Annotated in this window: 17 protein-coding genes; 7 read left to right on the top strand and 10 right to left on the bottom strand. The window is 73.8% G+C overall.

Annotated features, from left to right (window positions below; genetic code table 11):
* Positions 1-24: 24 nt before the first annotated feature.
* From V3T34_RS02030 to V3T34_RS02040, 3 genes are read right to left on the bottom strand one after another with little or no spacing between them, the layout of a single operon-like run.
* Positions 25-1,026, bottom strand: coding sequence for a hypothetical protein (locus V3T34_RS02030; protein WP_305076999.1), 1,002 nt, complete (start codon positions 1,024-1,026; stop codon positions 25-27).
* A complete protein-coding gene (locus V3T34_RS02035) occupies positions 1,023-2,990 on the bottom strand; it encodes an AAA family ATPase (protein WP_305077000.1) in 1,968 nt (655 codons plus the stop codon). The genes V3T34_RS02030 and V3T34_RS02035 overlap by 4 nt, the downstream gene beginning before the upstream one ends.
* A complete protein-coding gene (locus tag V3T34_RS02040; protein ID WP_236012488.1) occupies positions 2,987-3,331 on the bottom strand; it encodes a hypothetical protein in 345 nt (114 codons plus the stop codon). Before V3T34_RS02040 ends, V3T34_RS02035 begins: the two co-directional genes overlap by 4 nt.
* Before the next feature lie 203 nt (positions 3,332-3,534).
* Between V3T34_RS02040 and V3T34_RS02045 the strand changes: the two genes are divergently transcribed.
* The 4 genes from V3T34_RS02045 to V3T34_RS02060 all read left to right on the top strand — a co-directional run bounded on the left by V3T34_RS02045 (position 3,535) and on the right by V3T34_RS02060 (position 5,296).
* Positions 3,535-3,942 carry a hypothetical protein gene (locus V3T34_RS02045; RefSeq protein ID WP_305077001.1) on the top strand — a complete coding sequence of 136 codons (408 nt, stop codon included), beginning with the start codon at positions 3,535-3,537 and terminating at the stop codon, positions 3,940-3,942.
* A gap of 94 nt (positions 3,943-4,036) precedes the next feature.
* Positions 4,037-4,324, top strand: a complete 288-nt coding sequence (locus tag V3T34_RS02050; protein ID WP_305077002.1) for an acylphosphatase — start codon at positions 4,037-4,039, stop codon at positions 4,322-4,324.
* Between the two features lie 11 nt (positions 4,325-4,335).
* Complete coding sequence (locus V3T34_RS02055; RefSeq protein WP_060848901.1) at positions 4,336-5,043, top strand: DUF599 domain-containing protein; 708 nt, start codon at positions 4,336-4,338, stop codon at positions 5,041-5,043.
* A complete protein-coding gene (locus V3T34_RS02060; RefSeq protein ID WP_091754059.1) occupies positions 5,033-5,296 on the top strand; it encodes a DUF3253 domain-containing protein in 264 nt (87 codons plus the stop codon). Before V3T34_RS02055 ends, V3T34_RS02060 begins: the two co-directional genes overlap by 11 nt.
* Positions 5,297-5,303: 7 nt before the next feature.
* On the opposite strand, the gene V3T34_RS02065 is transcribed toward V3T34_RS02060, so the two are convergent.
* The 5 genes from V3T34_RS02065 to epmA form a co-directional block, all read right to left on the bottom strand.
* Entirely contained in the window at positions 5,304-6,092 is a 789-nt protein-coding gene (locus V3T34_RS02065) for a YdcF family protein (RefSeq protein ID WP_305077036.1), read from the bottom strand.
* A gap of 43 nt (positions 6,093-6,135) precedes the next feature.
* Positions 6,136-6,840 (bottom strand): ribonuclease activity regulator RraA, encoded by a 705-nt coding sequence (locus V3T34_RS02070; RefSeq protein ID WP_060849595.1) that lies wholly within the window; start codon positions 6,838-6,840, stop codon positions 6,136-6,138.
* Between the two features lie 118 nt (positions 6,841-6,958).
* Complete coding sequence (locus V3T34_RS02075; RefSeq protein ID WP_305077003.1) at positions 6,959-7,576, bottom strand: glutathione S-transferase family protein; 618 nt, start codon at positions 7,574-7,576, stop codon at positions 6,959-6,961.
* Positions 7,552-8,673, bottom strand: coding sequence for a lysine-2,3-aminomutase-like protein (locus V3T34_RS02080; RefSeq protein WP_331369091.1), 1,122 nt, complete (start codon positions 8,671-8,673; stop codon positions 7,552-7,554). Before V3T34_RS02080 ends, V3T34_RS02075 begins: the two co-directional genes overlap by 25 nt.
* A complete protein-coding gene (gene epmA, locus V3T34_RS02085; protein ID WP_091887584.1) occupies positions 8,670-9,737 on the bottom strand; it encodes an EF-P lysine aminoacylase EpmA in 1,068 nt (355 codons plus the stop codon). Before epmA ends, V3T34_RS02080 begins: the two co-directional genes overlap by 4 nt.
* A gap of 166 nt (positions 9,738-9,903) precedes the next feature.
* On the opposite strand from epmA, the gene efp reads away from it, so the two are divergent.
* Positions 9,904-10,473, top strand: coding sequence for an elongation factor P (gene efp / locus V3T34_RS02090; protein WP_060848905.1), 570 nt, complete (start codon positions 9,904-9,906; stop codon positions 10,471-10,473).
* Positions 10,474-10,490: 17 nt separating this feature from the next.
* Here the strand turns inward: efp and V3T34_RS02095 are convergent, their stop codons facing one another.
* The gene (locus V3T34_RS02095) at positions 10,491-11,480 is read right to left on the bottom strand and encodes a DUF1624 domain-containing protein (RefSeq protein WP_305077037.1); all 990 of its coding nucleotides are present in this window, start codon (positions 11,478-11,480) and stop codon (positions 10,491-10,493) included.
* Between the two features lie 305 nt (positions 11,481-11,785).
* On the opposite strand from V3T34_RS02095, the gene V3T34_RS02100 reads away from it, so the two are divergent.
* Both V3T34_RS02100 and V3T34_RS02105 read left to right on the top strand, forming a co-directional pair.
* A complete protein-coding gene (locus tag V3T34_RS02100) occupies positions 11,786-12,415 on the top strand; it encodes a cold-shock protein (protein ID WP_060848906.1) in 630 nt (209 codons plus the stop codon).
* A gap of 113 nt (positions 12,416-12,528) precedes the next feature.
* On the top strand, positions 12,529-13,014 hold the full coding sequence (locus tag V3T34_RS02105; protein WP_060848907.1) for a DUF192 domain-containing protein: 486 nt from the start codon (positions 12,529-12,531) through the stop codon (positions 13,012-13,014).
* Between the two features lie 31 nt (positions 13,015-13,045).
* On the opposite strand, the gene V3T34_RS02110 is transcribed toward V3T34_RS02105, so the two are convergent.
* On the bottom strand, positions 13,046-13,261 hold the full coding sequence (locus tag V3T34_RS02110) for a hypothetical protein (RefSeq protein ID WP_060848908.1): 216 nt from the start codon (positions 13,259-13,261) through the stop codon (positions 13,046-13,048).
* Between the last annotated feature and the right edge of the window lie 170 nt (positions 13,262-13,431).

The following is a 13,431-nucleotide window of genomic DNA, read 5'->3' on the forward strand; positions in this document are numbered from 1 at the left end:
CGTCGGGGACAAATGCGCGGAGCGTCACGCTCCGCGCCGAGCCACCGCCGCCTCGACCAGCGAGCGGATCGCCGCCTGGACCGGCTCCGGCGTCGCGTCGCGCACGAACTTCGCCTCGATCTCCTCGCGAATCAGGGCGCCGTCGTCGCTGCGGGCGAGGTCGGTGGCGGTCTCGGCCTGGAGCAGCGACACGAAGGCGCTCTCGATCCGGCCGATCGCCTCCGGCGAGGCATCGGCGGCGACCTGGCGGCCGGTGAGGTCGAACACGTCGGCGACGTGGGGCAGGCGCTCCTCGGTGAGCGAGAGGTCGCCGGCGAGCACGTAGACCGCGGGGATGTGGGCGATCAGGTCGACCGAGCCGCGGGTGATGTTGCCCGGGTTGAACCAGCGCGTTTCCCCGACCTGCATCGGGGCGTGGCGCTTGTGGACGTGGCCGTTGATCGCGAGCACGCAGCCACGGATCGCCTCGGGCGGCACCGCGCCCGGATAGCCCGCCCCGAAGGCGAGGTCGTGGTGGGTGAGCCAGAGGACGGCATCGGCCTGCGGGATCAGCCCGCGGACATCCGTGGGGATCGCCTGCCCGAACGGCGTCGCGCCGAAGCCGAGGCGGCGGTCGTTCACGGCGTAGAGCGCCGCCGGGCCGGATTCCGGCACGACGTCGAGGACGTCGCTCACCGCCAGCATCGCCAGGCTGTCGCCGTCGGACAGGCGGGTATGGCGGATGTCGTGGTTGCCGACATTGGCGAGCGGCCGGTGCCGGAAGCCCTTGAGGATGCGGATCAGCCGCGACTTCAGGCTCTCGTCCGGCTCCACCGGGCGCTCGAACAGGTCGCCGAGGAGCACCGGCGCGAAGTCGCGGGCATTCGCCAATGCCACGCAATGCTCGAGCTTGTTCAGGACCGGCGCCGGCCAGTCCGGGTCCCTGCGCCGCCCGGGCCGGCGCGACGAGACGTGGGGATCGCCGATCACGAGGAGACCGGCGCAGGCGACCGGCGCGGCGTCGAGCCGCTCGCGTCCGAGGATCATGCGGCGTCCCCCGTGCCGGAATGGCGGTGGCCGACGAGAAGGGAGGCGGGTGCCACGGGGGTGCCGCAGGCCGGGCAGCGCCCCCCGGTCGCGGCGAGGACCACTTCCATCTCGGCCTCGGCGACGGCGAGCCCGTCCCGGGCCGCGGCCGCGCGTCCCCGCGCCGCGGCGAGGCGCCGGCCGGTCTCGGCGAGGCGTTGCGCCGTCGCGGCGGCATCGGGGCGGAGCACCGGGCGGGGCGCCTCGTCCGGCAGCCCGGCGAGCACCGCAGCACGGTCCCGCGCATCGGCGAGGCCGGCGCGCAGGCGCCGCAGCCGCGCGGCATGGGTGCCGGCCCGGGTGGTGTCGCGCGGCTGCGGCGCCTCCGGCGGCAGTCCGGCGAGCGCCGCGACCCGCTCGCGCGCCGCCGCGAGATCGCCGGCGGCCGCGAGCACACGGCGGCCGAGGGCGGCGCGGTGGCGCGCCTCGGCGAGCGCGCGGCCGATCTCGGCACCGGTCTCGGGCGCCGGCAGGTCGGCCAGCACCCGGGCGCGGGCGGCGGCCCCGGTGGCGAGGCGCCCGGACCGGGCGAGACGGTCGGCCAGGGCCTCGCGGTCGCGCAGGCGCGCCTCCGCCGCTAAGAGCGCGTCGGCCTGCCCCCGCAGCCCGGCCAGGGACTCCTCCAGGGCGTCGAGATCGTCGAGGGCGCTCAACGCCTCGCGCAGGCGGGCGATCTCGCGCTCGCCCTCGCGGATGGTGCGCTGGTCCTCCGTCACCCGCTCGCGCTGCAGCGCCTGCATGTCGCGCACCAGCCCGGCCTCGCGGCCGATCGACAGCACGGCCGAGCGCCGGGCCGGCTTCTCGCCGAGCAGGAAGACCGGAAACTTCTGGTGCGCCACGTGGACGTCGAGGTCCTCGACCCGGGTGATGCCGAACAGGCGCTCGACCCAGGAGGGCACTTCGCGGCCGCCGGTCTCCAGGGTGGTGCCGTTCTCCCGCACCAGCGACCCGTCGGCCTCGTGCAGCGACCACAGGTTGACCGGGGTGCGCTTCGGCTGGCGGGCGTAGCGCAGCACCCGCCCGTCGGCGACGCCGATCTCGACCCGCGCGGCGTTCGCGCCCGCCCGCACCAGGCTGTCGCGCACCTCGCCGTAGAAGACCGCCCGCAGGGCCCGGATCACCGTCGACTTGCCATGGTTGTTGGGGCCGACGAGCGCGTTGACGCCGGGGGCGAGCGGCAGGGTCGCATCGGAAAAACCCTGGACGTCGACGAGGCGCAGGTAGCGGAAACCCGGCCTCTCCGGCGTCCAGGCCGCCGCGCAGGACGCGGCCGGCCCGACGATGGCGACGCCGGTCTCGGGCCGGCCGGCGATCCGGCTGACCGTCAGGTCGGTCCCGAACCCCGCCACGTCGTGGTGGGAGATCGCCAGGCACTGCACGCCGAGCTTGGCGGCGCTCTCCTCCAGCACCCGGTAGAAGGCCGGCACCCGATCGGGGGCGATCCAGCAATCGGCCTCGTCGAGGGCGAGGAAGCGCCCGACCCCGGCCTTGACCACGGCGATCAGGCGCAACGCCATGCCGACCACGTTGGTCATGGCACCGCCATTGTCCTCCAGCACGTCCTCGCGGCCGCCATCCGGGCGCTCGACCCCGATGTCGAGGGCCGGCAGACCCCGCTCGGTGGTGAGATCCAGGCGCACCGGCTTCTCGCCGGGCAGCACCTCCTGGACGAGGGCCGTGAGCAGGGTCTCGAAGGTCGCGACGCTGCGCCGGTTGGCCTCTTGCTGCAGCTCGCGCAGGTAGGTATCGACCGCGTCGCGCTGGGCGAGGCGGCCCTTGGCGGCGGCGACCTCGCGGGTGCGGGCGGCCAGGGTCTCGCGGTCGCGGTCGCGGGCCGCCTCCAGGCGGGCGAGCAGGCGGCCGGCGCGGGTCAGCGCCCCCAGGCGGTCGGCCGGAGCCGGGGCGGTCGTCGCGGCGATGGTCAACGGGCGGGATCGAGAGCGGTGAGGCGGTCCTGCACCGCCCGCAGGGCCTGGGCGAACTCCTCGACCCGCCGGGCATTCTCGGCCCGGGCCTCCTCGATCATCCGGCGGATCTCGGCCTCGTCGTCGGTGCCCAGCTCCTCGCGGGCCTGGGCGCGGGCGGCAGCGAGTTCCGCGGTCAGGCGCTCGACGTCGCTCTCGGCGCGGATCCGGTCGGCGCGCAGGCGCTCGTAGGCCGGCTGCAGCGCCTCGAGGCGGCGCAGGGCCTCGACGTCGGGGCCGGCCTCGCGCGGGCCACTCTCCTGCCCCTTGCGGCTGCGCTCCATCTCGCTCCTCGTGGTCATGGCAGGATTGGTCGTCGTGGCAGGATCGATGGACCCGAGGTGGCACCCGGACCGGACTTTGGCAACAGCCGCGGCGTTCGAGAAATGTTCGTCCGTCCCTGTTGACGACCTGTGCAAATCAGACCAGTGTTCCGTAAATGTTCCATGCGACGAGCCGGCCCGGGAGGCGGCGCGGCGTCGCGGGGGAACCGTGGGAGACCCGCATGGAGACCACCCGCCTGGAGGACGTCGCGGCCGAGGCTGCCCCGCTGTTCGAGAACCGGGACTGGCGCCTCCACGCGGACGGGCTGGAGCACCGCGACACCGGCTACTTCATCGACCGCGACGCCCTCGCGGCGCGTCGGCCGGACGGCCATTGGGAATGGCCGCTGCACCTCTCGGAGAAGAGCTGGTGCGGGGTGCGCAGCTTCCGCGAGGCGTTCTCGGCCGCGCTCGGCGCCTTCGGCATCGTCCCCGACCGCAAGCTCACCCTGTCCTTCGCCCTCGGCTTCGGCACGCGGGTCGGGGGTGCCGCGCCGGACGCCTTCGTGCCGCTCGCCGACCTCGTGCGCCCCCGTGCGCCGGACCTCCGCCCGGTCCTCGCCCGCCCCCTCGTCGCCGCGAGCGCCTGACGGCGCGGCGGCCCCTCGCGTTCCCGCTCTCCCCTCGCGGCGAAATTTGCTCTAGAGCCCGCCCCGGGAGACGCCGTACGGGGAGTGGGCGAGCGTGAGCGGACAGCGCAGCGTCGAGATCGTCGTCCAGGGCCGCGTCCAGGGCGTGGGCTACCGGGCCTGGACCAAGGGCGTGGCCGAGGCCAAGGGCCTCTTCGGCACCGTGCGCAACCGGCTCGACGGCAGCGTCGAGGCCCGCATCGCCGGTCCGGCCGAGGCGGTCGGCGCGATGATCGAGGCCTGCCGCGAGGGACCGCCGGGCGCGCGGGTCTCGGACCTCGCCGTGAGCGAGGCACCCGAGCCCGCCGGCGCACGCGGCGTGCAGATCCTGCCGACGGCCTGACGGGACCCGGCATGCACCCGGATCTGGGCTTGAGCAGCTTCTCGTTCCTCGACCTCGCCGCGCTGGTCTGCTTCCTCTCGGCGTGGTGGGGCTATTCCTACGCGGTCGAGCACCTGTCGGGCGGCAAGCGCAGCCTCAACGGCATGATGAACCGCTACCGCCACGCCTGGGCCGACCAGCAGATCGTGCGCGAGAACCGGGTGGTCGACACCACCATCAACGCCTCGCTGCAGAACGGCACCGCCTTCTTCGCCTCGACGGCGCTGATCGCGCTCGGCAGCGCCCTCACCCTGTCGCGGTCGGCCGACGACGCCCTGACCCTGTTCTCGACCCTGCCCTTCGGCGCGCCGATGACCCGGGCGGTGTGGGAGATCAAGGTGGCGGGCCTCGCCCTGATCTTCGTCTACGCCTTCTTCAAGTTCGCCTGGGCCTACCGGCTGTTCAACTACGGCGCCATCCTGATCGGCGCCGTGCCACCGCGCGAAGGCGACCCGGTCCGGATCGAGCGCGCGGCGCGGCGGGCCGCGGCGATGAACGTGGTGGCGGGCGGCCATTTCAACCGCGGGCAGCGTGCGTTCTTCTTCGCGCTCGCGTATCTCGGGTGGTTCGTCAGCGCCTATGTGCTGTTCGCCACCACCGCGATGGTGCTCACCGTGATGTGGCAGCGCCAGTTCGCCTCCGACGCCCGCCGGGCCCTGCAGGACCACGATGATCCCTGACGATTACGAGATCGAGCTCACCCTGGTGCGCCTCGTCACCGAGCGCGGCGCGGACAAGACCGTCTGCCCCTCCGAGGTCGCCCGGGCGCTCGGCGGCCCCCACCCGGACGGCTGGGGTCCGCTGATGCAGCCGGTCCGCCGCCAGGCGGTGCGCCTGATGAAGGCCGGCCGCATCGCGATCCTGCGCAAGGGCAAGGTGGTGGACGACCCGGACGATTTTCGCGGGATCTACCGGCTGTCCCTGCCGCGGTGAGCCGGGATCACGGTCCCGGGAACACCGCTTCGGTGTAGCCCGAGGCCCGGTAGGCCGCGAGGCCGAGCCATTCCCGCACCGCGATGTCGAGCTCGAACAGGCCGTCGCCGGCGGTGGCGTGGATCGCCAGGGTGCCGGGGCCGGTGCGGTAATCGACGGGGTAGGCCGTCACCGTGAAGCCGGCGCGGCGAAAGCAGCCGACCGCCCGCGGCATGTGCCAGGCCGAGGTGACGAGGAGCCAGCGCTCGCCGGGCTTCGGCTTGACCAATTCGGCGCTGAAGGTCGCGTTCTCGTGGGTGTTGCGGGACCGGTCCTCGTAGGTGATCCGCTCGGGCGGGACGCCGAGGGATGCGGCGTGGCGCCGGGTGATCGCGGATTCCGACACCGCCCCGTCGCCGGTGAGCCGGCCGGAGCCGCCGGCGAAGACGACGGTCGCGGCGGGGTAGCGCCGGGCGAGGTCGCCGAGCGCGATCATCCGTTCGCCGGCATCGTTCACGACGAGCTGGCCGCGGGCGGCCGACAGCCCGGTCTCGACCGCGCCGCCCAGCACCACGATTCCGGCGACCGGGCCGCCGTCGTCGCGGAATTCCGGAAAGCGGTTCTCGAGCGGCCCGAAGACCAGGGAAGCCAGCGGCGAGACGCCGCCGGCGAGGAGCGCGAGGCCGCACAGGGCCGCGAGACCGGCGCCGAGGCGGCGCCAGCGCAGGGAGAGCCCCGCCCCGGCGACGACGAGGAGCAGGAGCAGGTTCGAAGGCGCCGTGAGGAACCACAGCACCTTCGAGAGCACGAAGAACACCGGGGCGGTCCCGGCCAAGCGGTCGGTCAGGCCTTGCCGGTCATCAAGCCTTGCCGGTCTCGGCCTCGTAGCGGGCGCGGGTCTCGGCGTTCGGCGGGTAGAGGCCCGGCAGCGGCAGGCCCTTGTCGACCTCGCGCATGATCCAGAGCTCGAGGCGCTCCTGCTCGACGGCGGCGAGCGCGACCTCCTCGGCGAGAGCCGCCGGGATCAGCACCGCGCCGTCGCCGTCCGCCACCACGATGTCGTCCGGATAGACCGCGACGCCGCCGCAGCCGACCGGCTCGCCCCAGCCGACGAAGGTGAGACCCGACACCGAGGCCGGGGCCGCGACGCCGGAGCACCAGACCGGCAGGCCGGTGCCCTCGACCCCCTCGCCGTCGCGCACGACGCCGTCGGTGATCAGCGCCGCGACGCCGCGCTTCTTCATCCGGGCGCACAGGATGTCGCCGAAGATGCCGGCATCCTGCACCCCCATGGCGTCGACCACCGCGATGCAGCCCTCGGGCATCGCCTCGATCGCTGCGCGGGTCGAGGTCGGGCTCGACCAGGATTCCGGGGTCGCCAGGTCCTCGCGGGCCGGCACGAAGCGCAGGGTGAAGGCCGGGCCGACGATCCGCTGCCCGGCGGCGAAGCGCGGCATCGGCCCGCGCATCCAGCAGCGGCGGATGCCCTTCTTCAGGAGCACCGTGGTCAGGGTGGCGGTGGTGACGGCCTGCAGGGCGTCGAGGAGCGTCTTGTCGAGCGGCATCGGGCCTTCGGGGGCGTGGGGAGAGGGACGGGTCGAGACGTAGCCGATCCGGCGGAAGGCGGCCACGCCGTCAGCGCATGGCCGCGCTCCGGCAGGGCTCGGCTTCGAGGGCCCGGCGTCAGCTCAGGGGCGGCAGCGCGACCGAGGCCGCCGGGCGCTCCCGGACGCGCGCGTACCAGGCCCGCAGGGCCGGCCGCTCGATGCGCGGCACGTCGAGGTGGAGCCAGCGATGGGCGGCGGCGGCGACCGCGATGTCGGCCACGGTGAAGCGCTCGCCGACCATGTAGGCGCGGCCCATCAGGTGTGCGTCGAGGATCGCCGCGCACTCCTCGGACGCCGCGACCGAACGGTCGATCGTCGCCTGGTCGCGCTGGTCGGCCGGGGTGCGCACGGTCTGCCAGAACGCGTCCCGGGTCGCGGGCGTGAAGCGGGTCGCCTGCCAGTCGAGCCACTGGTCGGCCAAAGCCGCCGCGCGGGGATCCTCGGGCCAGAAACCGTGCGTGGTATACCCGCGGGCGAGGTGGCGCAGGATCGCGTTCGATTCCCAGAGGACGAAGCCGTCCTCCTCCAGCACCGGCACGAGGCTGTTGGGGTTCATCGCGACGTAGTCGGGATCGCGGACGCGGCCGAAGGCACCGCCGGCCTCGACACGCTCGTAGGGCAGGCCGAGCTCCTCGAGCCCCCACACCGCCTTCTGCACGTTGACGGAACTCAGCCGTCCCCAGAGCCTGCGCATGGCGTGTCCTCCTCGGTCTTGGACGGGCCGGTCTCGGACGGACCGACCTCGGGCGGGTAGGCGTGGCGTCCGCCGGTCGGGTCGGTGACGGTCCAGCCCGCAAGACCGCCGCCGGCCCGACCGGCGGACGCCAGGTAGCCCGGCCCGACCGGCACCTTGCCGTATCCGCCGGGGATGTCGAGGACGTAGGTCGGCTGCGCCAGCCCGGAGACCCGCCCGCGCAGGGAGCGCATCAGGTCCTGGCCGCGATCGAGGGTGGTGCGCAGGTGGCCGGTGCCGGGGGCGAGGTCGCCGTGGTGCAGGTAGTACGGCTTGATCCGGTTCTCGACGAAGGCCCGCATCAGGGCGGCCAGCGTGTCGGGGTCGTCGTTGACGCCGGCGAGCAGCACCGACTGGCTCACCATCGGGATCCCGGCATCGACGAGGCGCGCGATCGCCGCGCGCGCCGCGTCCGAGAATTCCGCCGGGTGGTTGGCGTGGAGCGCCACGAACACCGCGCCCTCGAAGCGCTTGAGCGCCCCGATCAACTCCGCGTCGACCCGCGCCGGATCGACCACCGGCACGCGGGTGTGCAGCCGCAGCACCCGGACATGCGGGATCGCCCGCAGCGCCGCGGCGATGCGCCCGAGCCGCCGGGGCGAGAGCACGAGCGGGTCGCCGCCGGTGACCACCACCTCCCAGACCTCGTCGCGGGCGGCGATGTAGGCGAGCGCGGCGTCGAGCTCGGCCTCGGTCAGGCTGCCCTGCCCCTCCGGGCCGACCACCTCGCGGCGGAAGCAGAAGCGGCAATAGACCGGGCAGACGTGGAGGGGCTTCAGGAGCACCCGGTCGGGATAGCGGTGGACGATGCCGGGGACGGGCGCGTGGGCCTCGTCGCCGATCGGGTCGGCCCGCTCCTCGGGCGTGGTGACGAGTTCCTCGGCCCGGGGCACGAACTGGCGGCCGATTCCGTCCTCGGCGTCGGCGATCAGCTCGGCCATCGCCGGGGTGATCGACACGGCGTAGCGCGCCGCCACCCGCTCCAGCGCCGGCAGCTGCTCCGCCAGGACGAGGCCGGCCGCGGCGAGGTCGCGGGCGCTGCGGATCGGTCCGCTCACCGGGCGGGTCCCGTGCCGGGATACTCGGCGACCGGCGTCCAGATCACATCCTCGATCCGGCGCGCCCCGGTCGCCAGCATGACCAGCCGGTCGAAGCCGAGCGCGATGCCGCTCGCCTCCGGCATCTGGCCGAGGGCGCTCAGAAAGTCCTCGTCGACGGGGTAGCGCTCGCCGTAGACGCGCTCCTTCTCGTCCATCTCGGCACAGAAGCGCCGGCGCTGCTCGGGCGCGTCGGTCAATTCGCCGAAGGCGTTGGCGAGCTCGACGCCGCAGGCATAGAGTTCGAAGCGCTCCGCCACCCGCGGGTCGGCCGGGCTCGGACGGGCGAGCGCCGCCTCGGGGATCGGGTACTCGCACAGGATCGTCGCCCGGCCGCGGCCGAGCGCCGGCTCGACCCGCTCGACCATCACCCGGCTGAACAGGTCGGCCCAGGTGTCGTCGGGCGCGGTGCGGATGCCGGCCGCGCCGAGCGCCGCGGCGAGCCCGGCCCGGTCGGTGCTGGCATCCGGCGCCACGCTCGCCAGGAGGTCGATGCCGGCATGGCGGTCGAACGCCTCCGCCACGCTCAGCCGCTCCGGCTCGGCGAACGGGTCGGCCTCGACACCGCGCCAGGAGAAGGTCGTCGCGCCCGCCGTCTCGGCGGCGAGGCGCAGGAGCGCGGCGCAATCGTGCATCAGGCTGTCGTAGGTCTCCCCCGCACGGTACCATTCGAGCATGGTGAATTCCGGGTGGTGCAGGGCCCCGCGCTCGCGGTTGCGGTAGACCGGGCCGAGGCTGAACAGCCGGGGCTCGCCCGCCGCCAGGAGCTTCTTGCAGGCGAATTCCGGCGAGGTGTGGAGGTAGAGCGGATGCGTCGTGCCGTCGGGGGCGATGGCCTGCGTGGCGAAGGCCGAGAGATGCGCCTCGTTGCCGGGCGAGACCTGGAGGATGGCGGCGTCGACCTCGACGAAGTCGCGGGCGGAGAACCACGCCCGGAGCGCGGCGGCGATGCGGTTGCGGGCCATCAGCCGCGGCCGGCGGTCGGCATGGACGTGGGGGGCCCACCAGGGCGAGGCGGAGGTCATGCGGTGGGGATCATCGGCGAGGTCATGGCGGGCGGGGCGACTGGCGGTCGCGCCTGAGATGCGATAGGGCGGGCCGAAGGCATCCTCTGCCGGCGCGGCGCGCGACGCCCGCGGCTTGGCGGACGCCGCCGCTTTCTGTCAACGCTTCAAGTCCAGGATTCGCCCCGTGCCGAAGGTCATCGCCAGCTCACTCCGCAAGGGCAACGTCGTCGACAAGGACGGCCGGCTCTACGTGATCCTCTCCGCCGAGAACATCCACCCCGGCAAGGGCACGCCGGTGACCCAGCTCGACATGCGCCGGATCACCGACGGCGTGAAGGTCTCGGAGCGCTACCGCACCACCGAGCAGGTCGAGCGCGCCTACGTCGAGGACCGGGAGCACACCTTCCTGTACAGCGACGCCGAGGGGTTCCACTTCATGAACCCGGAATCCTACGAGCAGCTCGCGGTGCCGCAGGACGTGATCGGCGACCAGGCCCCCTACCTGCAGGAGGGCATGGCGGTCATGCTGTCGACCCATAACGGCGTGCCGCTGGCGCTCGAGCTGCCCCAGCGCGTCACCCTCGAGGTGACCGACACCGAGCCGGTGACCAAGGGCCAGACCGCCTCCTCGTCCTACAAGCCCGCCACGCTCTCGAACGGCATCCGCACCCTGGTGCCGCCGCATATCGGCACCGGCACCCGCATCGTCGTGATGACGGCCGACGGCGCCTACGTCGAGCGCGCCAAGGACTGAGCCGGACGCGCGGGCGGCTACCCGCCGCCCGCCTCCCGAAAGCAGGTCCGGGACAGCGCGATCGCCCGGCCCTGCTCCTGCGCCGAGAAGCCGCCGCCGGCCCGCCATAGGCCATCGGCCCGCAGGCGCTCGACGACGCAGCGCGCCGCCACCCGGCAGGCCGCCTCGCCGCCGCCGGCCTCGGCGCAGTTCGCCCGGTACTCGCGCCGGAACTGCGCCTCCCCCGCCCGCGGATGCGGCCCGGCGAGCGCCGCCACCCCGTAGAGCAGCCCGAGCAGCACCGGCTGGTGGATCAGGTAGACCGCGAGGCTGTGCCGCCCGGCCGCCGTCGCGAGCCGCCCGGCCCGGCCCCGCGGCGCGATCGTGCCGATCGCCGAGGCCGCGAGCCGCGGCAGCGCCACCCGGCCGAGCCCGATCCCCGCCAGCACGAAGCCGAACCAGGGAAACAACGGCACGTAGTCGTTGGTGGTCGGCACCGTCGCGCCGAGCCCCAGGAACAGCAAGCCCGGCGCATCGAGGAGAGCCGGGGACCCTGCCAGGGCCGCGAGGTGGGGACCGGCGAGGACGAGAGCCGCCGCGAGCCCGACGAGCGGCAGCGGCGCGACGAGGGCCGGCAGCGCCAGCACGCTCGCCACGGCGATGCAGTGCAGGATGCCGAAGAAGATCCACGAATCCGGGAACAGAAAGGCGGTCGCGAGCGAGATCGCTCCCGCCGCCGCGGCGATGCGGGCGAGCCGCAGCAGGTAGGGCCGCCACCGGCCGGCCCGCCCCGGCCGGGCGAGGACGAGGCTGATCCCGACGAGGACCAGGAAGCTCCCGGCGATGCCGTGCGCCGCCGCCCGGCCCACGGGCGTCAGGGCGAGGTTCTCGGGCGTCAGCCGCAGGAAGCCGAGATCCCATGTCAGGTGGTAGAACGCCATCGCCAGGAGCGCGACGCCGCGGGCGAGGTCGACGACCGCGAGGCGCCGGATGGGCGTGGGCGTGGGCGTGGAAGATGGGGTGTGAATCGCGGCTCTCCCGGACGGCGGATGGGCGCCGTCATAGCCGAGCCCGCACGGGGTCCGGGACCCCCGCCATGCCTGCGGCGAAAACGCGCAGTTTCGGGGTGGGATTGCGGGCGACGGGCGCAACCGCAGGGCATCGGCCTCGCACCCTGCCTCCCGGGATTGCAGATTGTGCGTCCGCGAAGCGACATCGACGCGGGACGTGGCCGCCTCGGTGTCTCAACTCGGCGGATTTGGGCTTCCCCGGAGTCATGACTTTGTTAATCTGCAGGTGAAGCGCGCGACGCGATTCGAGTGGGTTGCTTACGATGTCGGACGAGTTCGGTTCAGGTCTCGCCGGGGAGCGGCGAGGGGGCGCGTTCGGGGACGACGCACGCGACACCCGGTCCGGGCTCGACGCCGCGGCGATCGAGCGCCCGGTCGAACTGGTCGAGGTCAGCGGCCGCATCAAGTGGTTCGACGTCGCCAAGGGCTTCGGCTTCATCGTGCCCGACGACGGCTCGCCGGACGTGCTCCTCCACGTCACCTGCCTGCGGCGCGACGGCCACCAGAGCGCCAGCGAGGGCGCCCGGATCGTGGTCGAGGCGGTGCAGCGCTCCCGTGGCTGGCAGGCGTTCCGGGTCGTCTCCCTCGACCAGACCACCGCGACCCACCCGGCCGAGCTGCCGATGCCGCGCACCCACGTCACCGTGGTGCCGACGAGCGGCCTCGAGACCGCGGTGGTGAAGTGGTTCAACCGCCTGCGCGGCTTCGGCTTCCTCAGCCGCGGCGACGGCACGCCGGACATCTTCGTCCATATGGAGACGCTGCGGCGCTACGGCATCGCCGAGCTCAAGCCCGGCGAGTACGTCCAGGTGCGCTACGGCGACGGCTCGAAGGGGCTGATGGCCGCCGAGGTGCGCCTCCTGACCGAGGCCGGCCCTCCGTCGTCGCACTGACCCGCAGGTCCGGGTCCGGCCACGAGACCTCTCCCCTCCGGATTTTGGTTTCCCGCGCATGTCCGGCGGCGGGCGCCCATCCCCTTCGCCGGACGGCGCTCTAGCTCACCGTCATGTCGCTTCGCTTCGCACGGCCCCTCGCCGCCTCGCCGCGCCGGCTCCTCGCCGCGTTCCTCCTCTTCCTGGCGCTCGCGCCCTCGGCCGCCCTGGCCGACGGCCCGTTCGAGCCGCTGACGATCGCCTCCCGCTCCGGCCGCCACGCCTTCCAGGTCGAGGTGATGCGCGACGATGCGGGCCGGGCCCAGGGCCTGATGTTCCGCCGCACCATGGCGCCGGACCGCGGCATGCTGTTCGACTTCGAGCGCATGGAGCCGGTGACGATGTGGATGAAGAACACCTACCTGCCGCTCGACATGCTGTTCATCCGCGCCGACGGCACGGTGGCGCGGATCGCGGCCGACACCGAGCCGCTCTCGACCCGGACCATCGCCTCCGGCGAGCCGGTGCTCGGCGTGCTCGAACTCAACGCCGGCACCGCCGCGCGACTCGGGATCCATCCGGGCGACAAGGTCGAGCACCCGCTCTTCCGCAAGCGCTGAGGGCCCGGCGGCCGAGGCCGCCGGGAACGCGTCAGAAGCCGCGGTTCGAGATGCTCGGGATCGACGGCTGGGTGAAGGCGCGGTTCACGTCGGGCCGGCGCTGCGTCCCGTTGGTGTCGTTCGAACGCACGTAGTTCTTGGTGTCGAAGGTCTCGGCGAGGCCGGTGCCGCGGGAATCGCCGGAGCTGGTGCAGGCGGCGGCGAGGCCCGCGAGGGTGAGCGCCGCGGCGACACGAAGGAGACGCATGGGGGATCCTGGGCTCTGACAGTCGGGCCGGGGTGCCCGGCTGCCGCCCCCCCGTCAAGGCGCCGGACCGGCGCGCGGCGGCGAAGTTCGGCGCCTGTGCCTCCCGGGCCGCGCTCGATGGAATGTGTGGAGGGCCGCGATTCTCCGGCTGGCGGAGTGCCGCGCTTTGC

Origin of the sequence: Methylobacterium ajmalii (assembly GCF_036448855.1) — a bacterium.
In the GTDB taxonomy this organism is placed as follows: domain Bacteria; phylum Pseudomonadota; class Alphaproteobacteria; order Rhizobiales; family Beijerinckiaceae; genus Methylobacterium; species Methylobacterium ajmalii.

Coding starts and splice junctions, on each gene's coding strand:
- V3T34_RS02030 (WP_305076999.1), bottom strand. CDS start 1,026: ATGATCCTCGGACGCGAGCGGCTCGACGCCGCGCCGGTCGCCTGCGCC.
- V3T34_RS02040 (WP_236012488.1), bottom strand. CDS start 3,331: ATGACCACGAGGAGCGAGATGGAGCGCAGCCGCAAGGGGCAGGAGAGT.
- V3T34_RS02045 (WP_305077001.1), top strand. CDS start 3,535: ATGGAGACCACCCGCCTGGAGGACGTCGCGGCCGAGGCTGCCCCGCTG.
- V3T34_RS02055 (WP_060848901.1), top strand. CDS start 4,336: ATGCACCCGGATCTGGGCTTGAGCAGCTTCTCGTTCCTCGACCTCGCC.
- V3T34_RS02060 (WP_091754059.1), top strand. CDS start 5,033: ATGATCCCTGACGATTACGAGATCGAGCTCACCCTGGTGCGCCTCGTC.
- V3T34_RS02070 (WP_060849595.1), bottom strand. CDS start 6,840: ATGCCGCTCGACAAGACGCTCCTCGACGCCCTGCAGGCCGTCACCACC.
- V3T34_RS02075 (WP_305077003.1), bottom strand. CDS start 7,576: ATGCGCAGGCTCTGGGGACGGCTGAGTTCCGTCAACGTGCAGAAGGCG.
- epmA (WP_091887584.1), bottom strand. CDS start 9,737: ATGACCTCCGCCTCGCCCTGGTGGGCCCCCCACGTCCATGCCGACCGC.
- V3T34_RS02100 (WP_060848906.1), top strand. CDS start 11,786: ATGTCGGACGAGTTCGGTTCAGGTCTCGCCGGGGAGCGGCGAGGGGGC.
- V3T34_RS02105 (WP_060848907.1), top strand. CDS start 12,529: ATGTCGCTTCGCTTCGCACGGCCCCTCGCCGCCTCGCCGCGCCGGCTC.
- V3T34_RS02110 (WP_060848908.1), bottom strand. CDS start 13,261: ATGCGTCTCCTTCGTGTCGCCGCGGCGCTCACCCTCGCGGGCCTCGCC.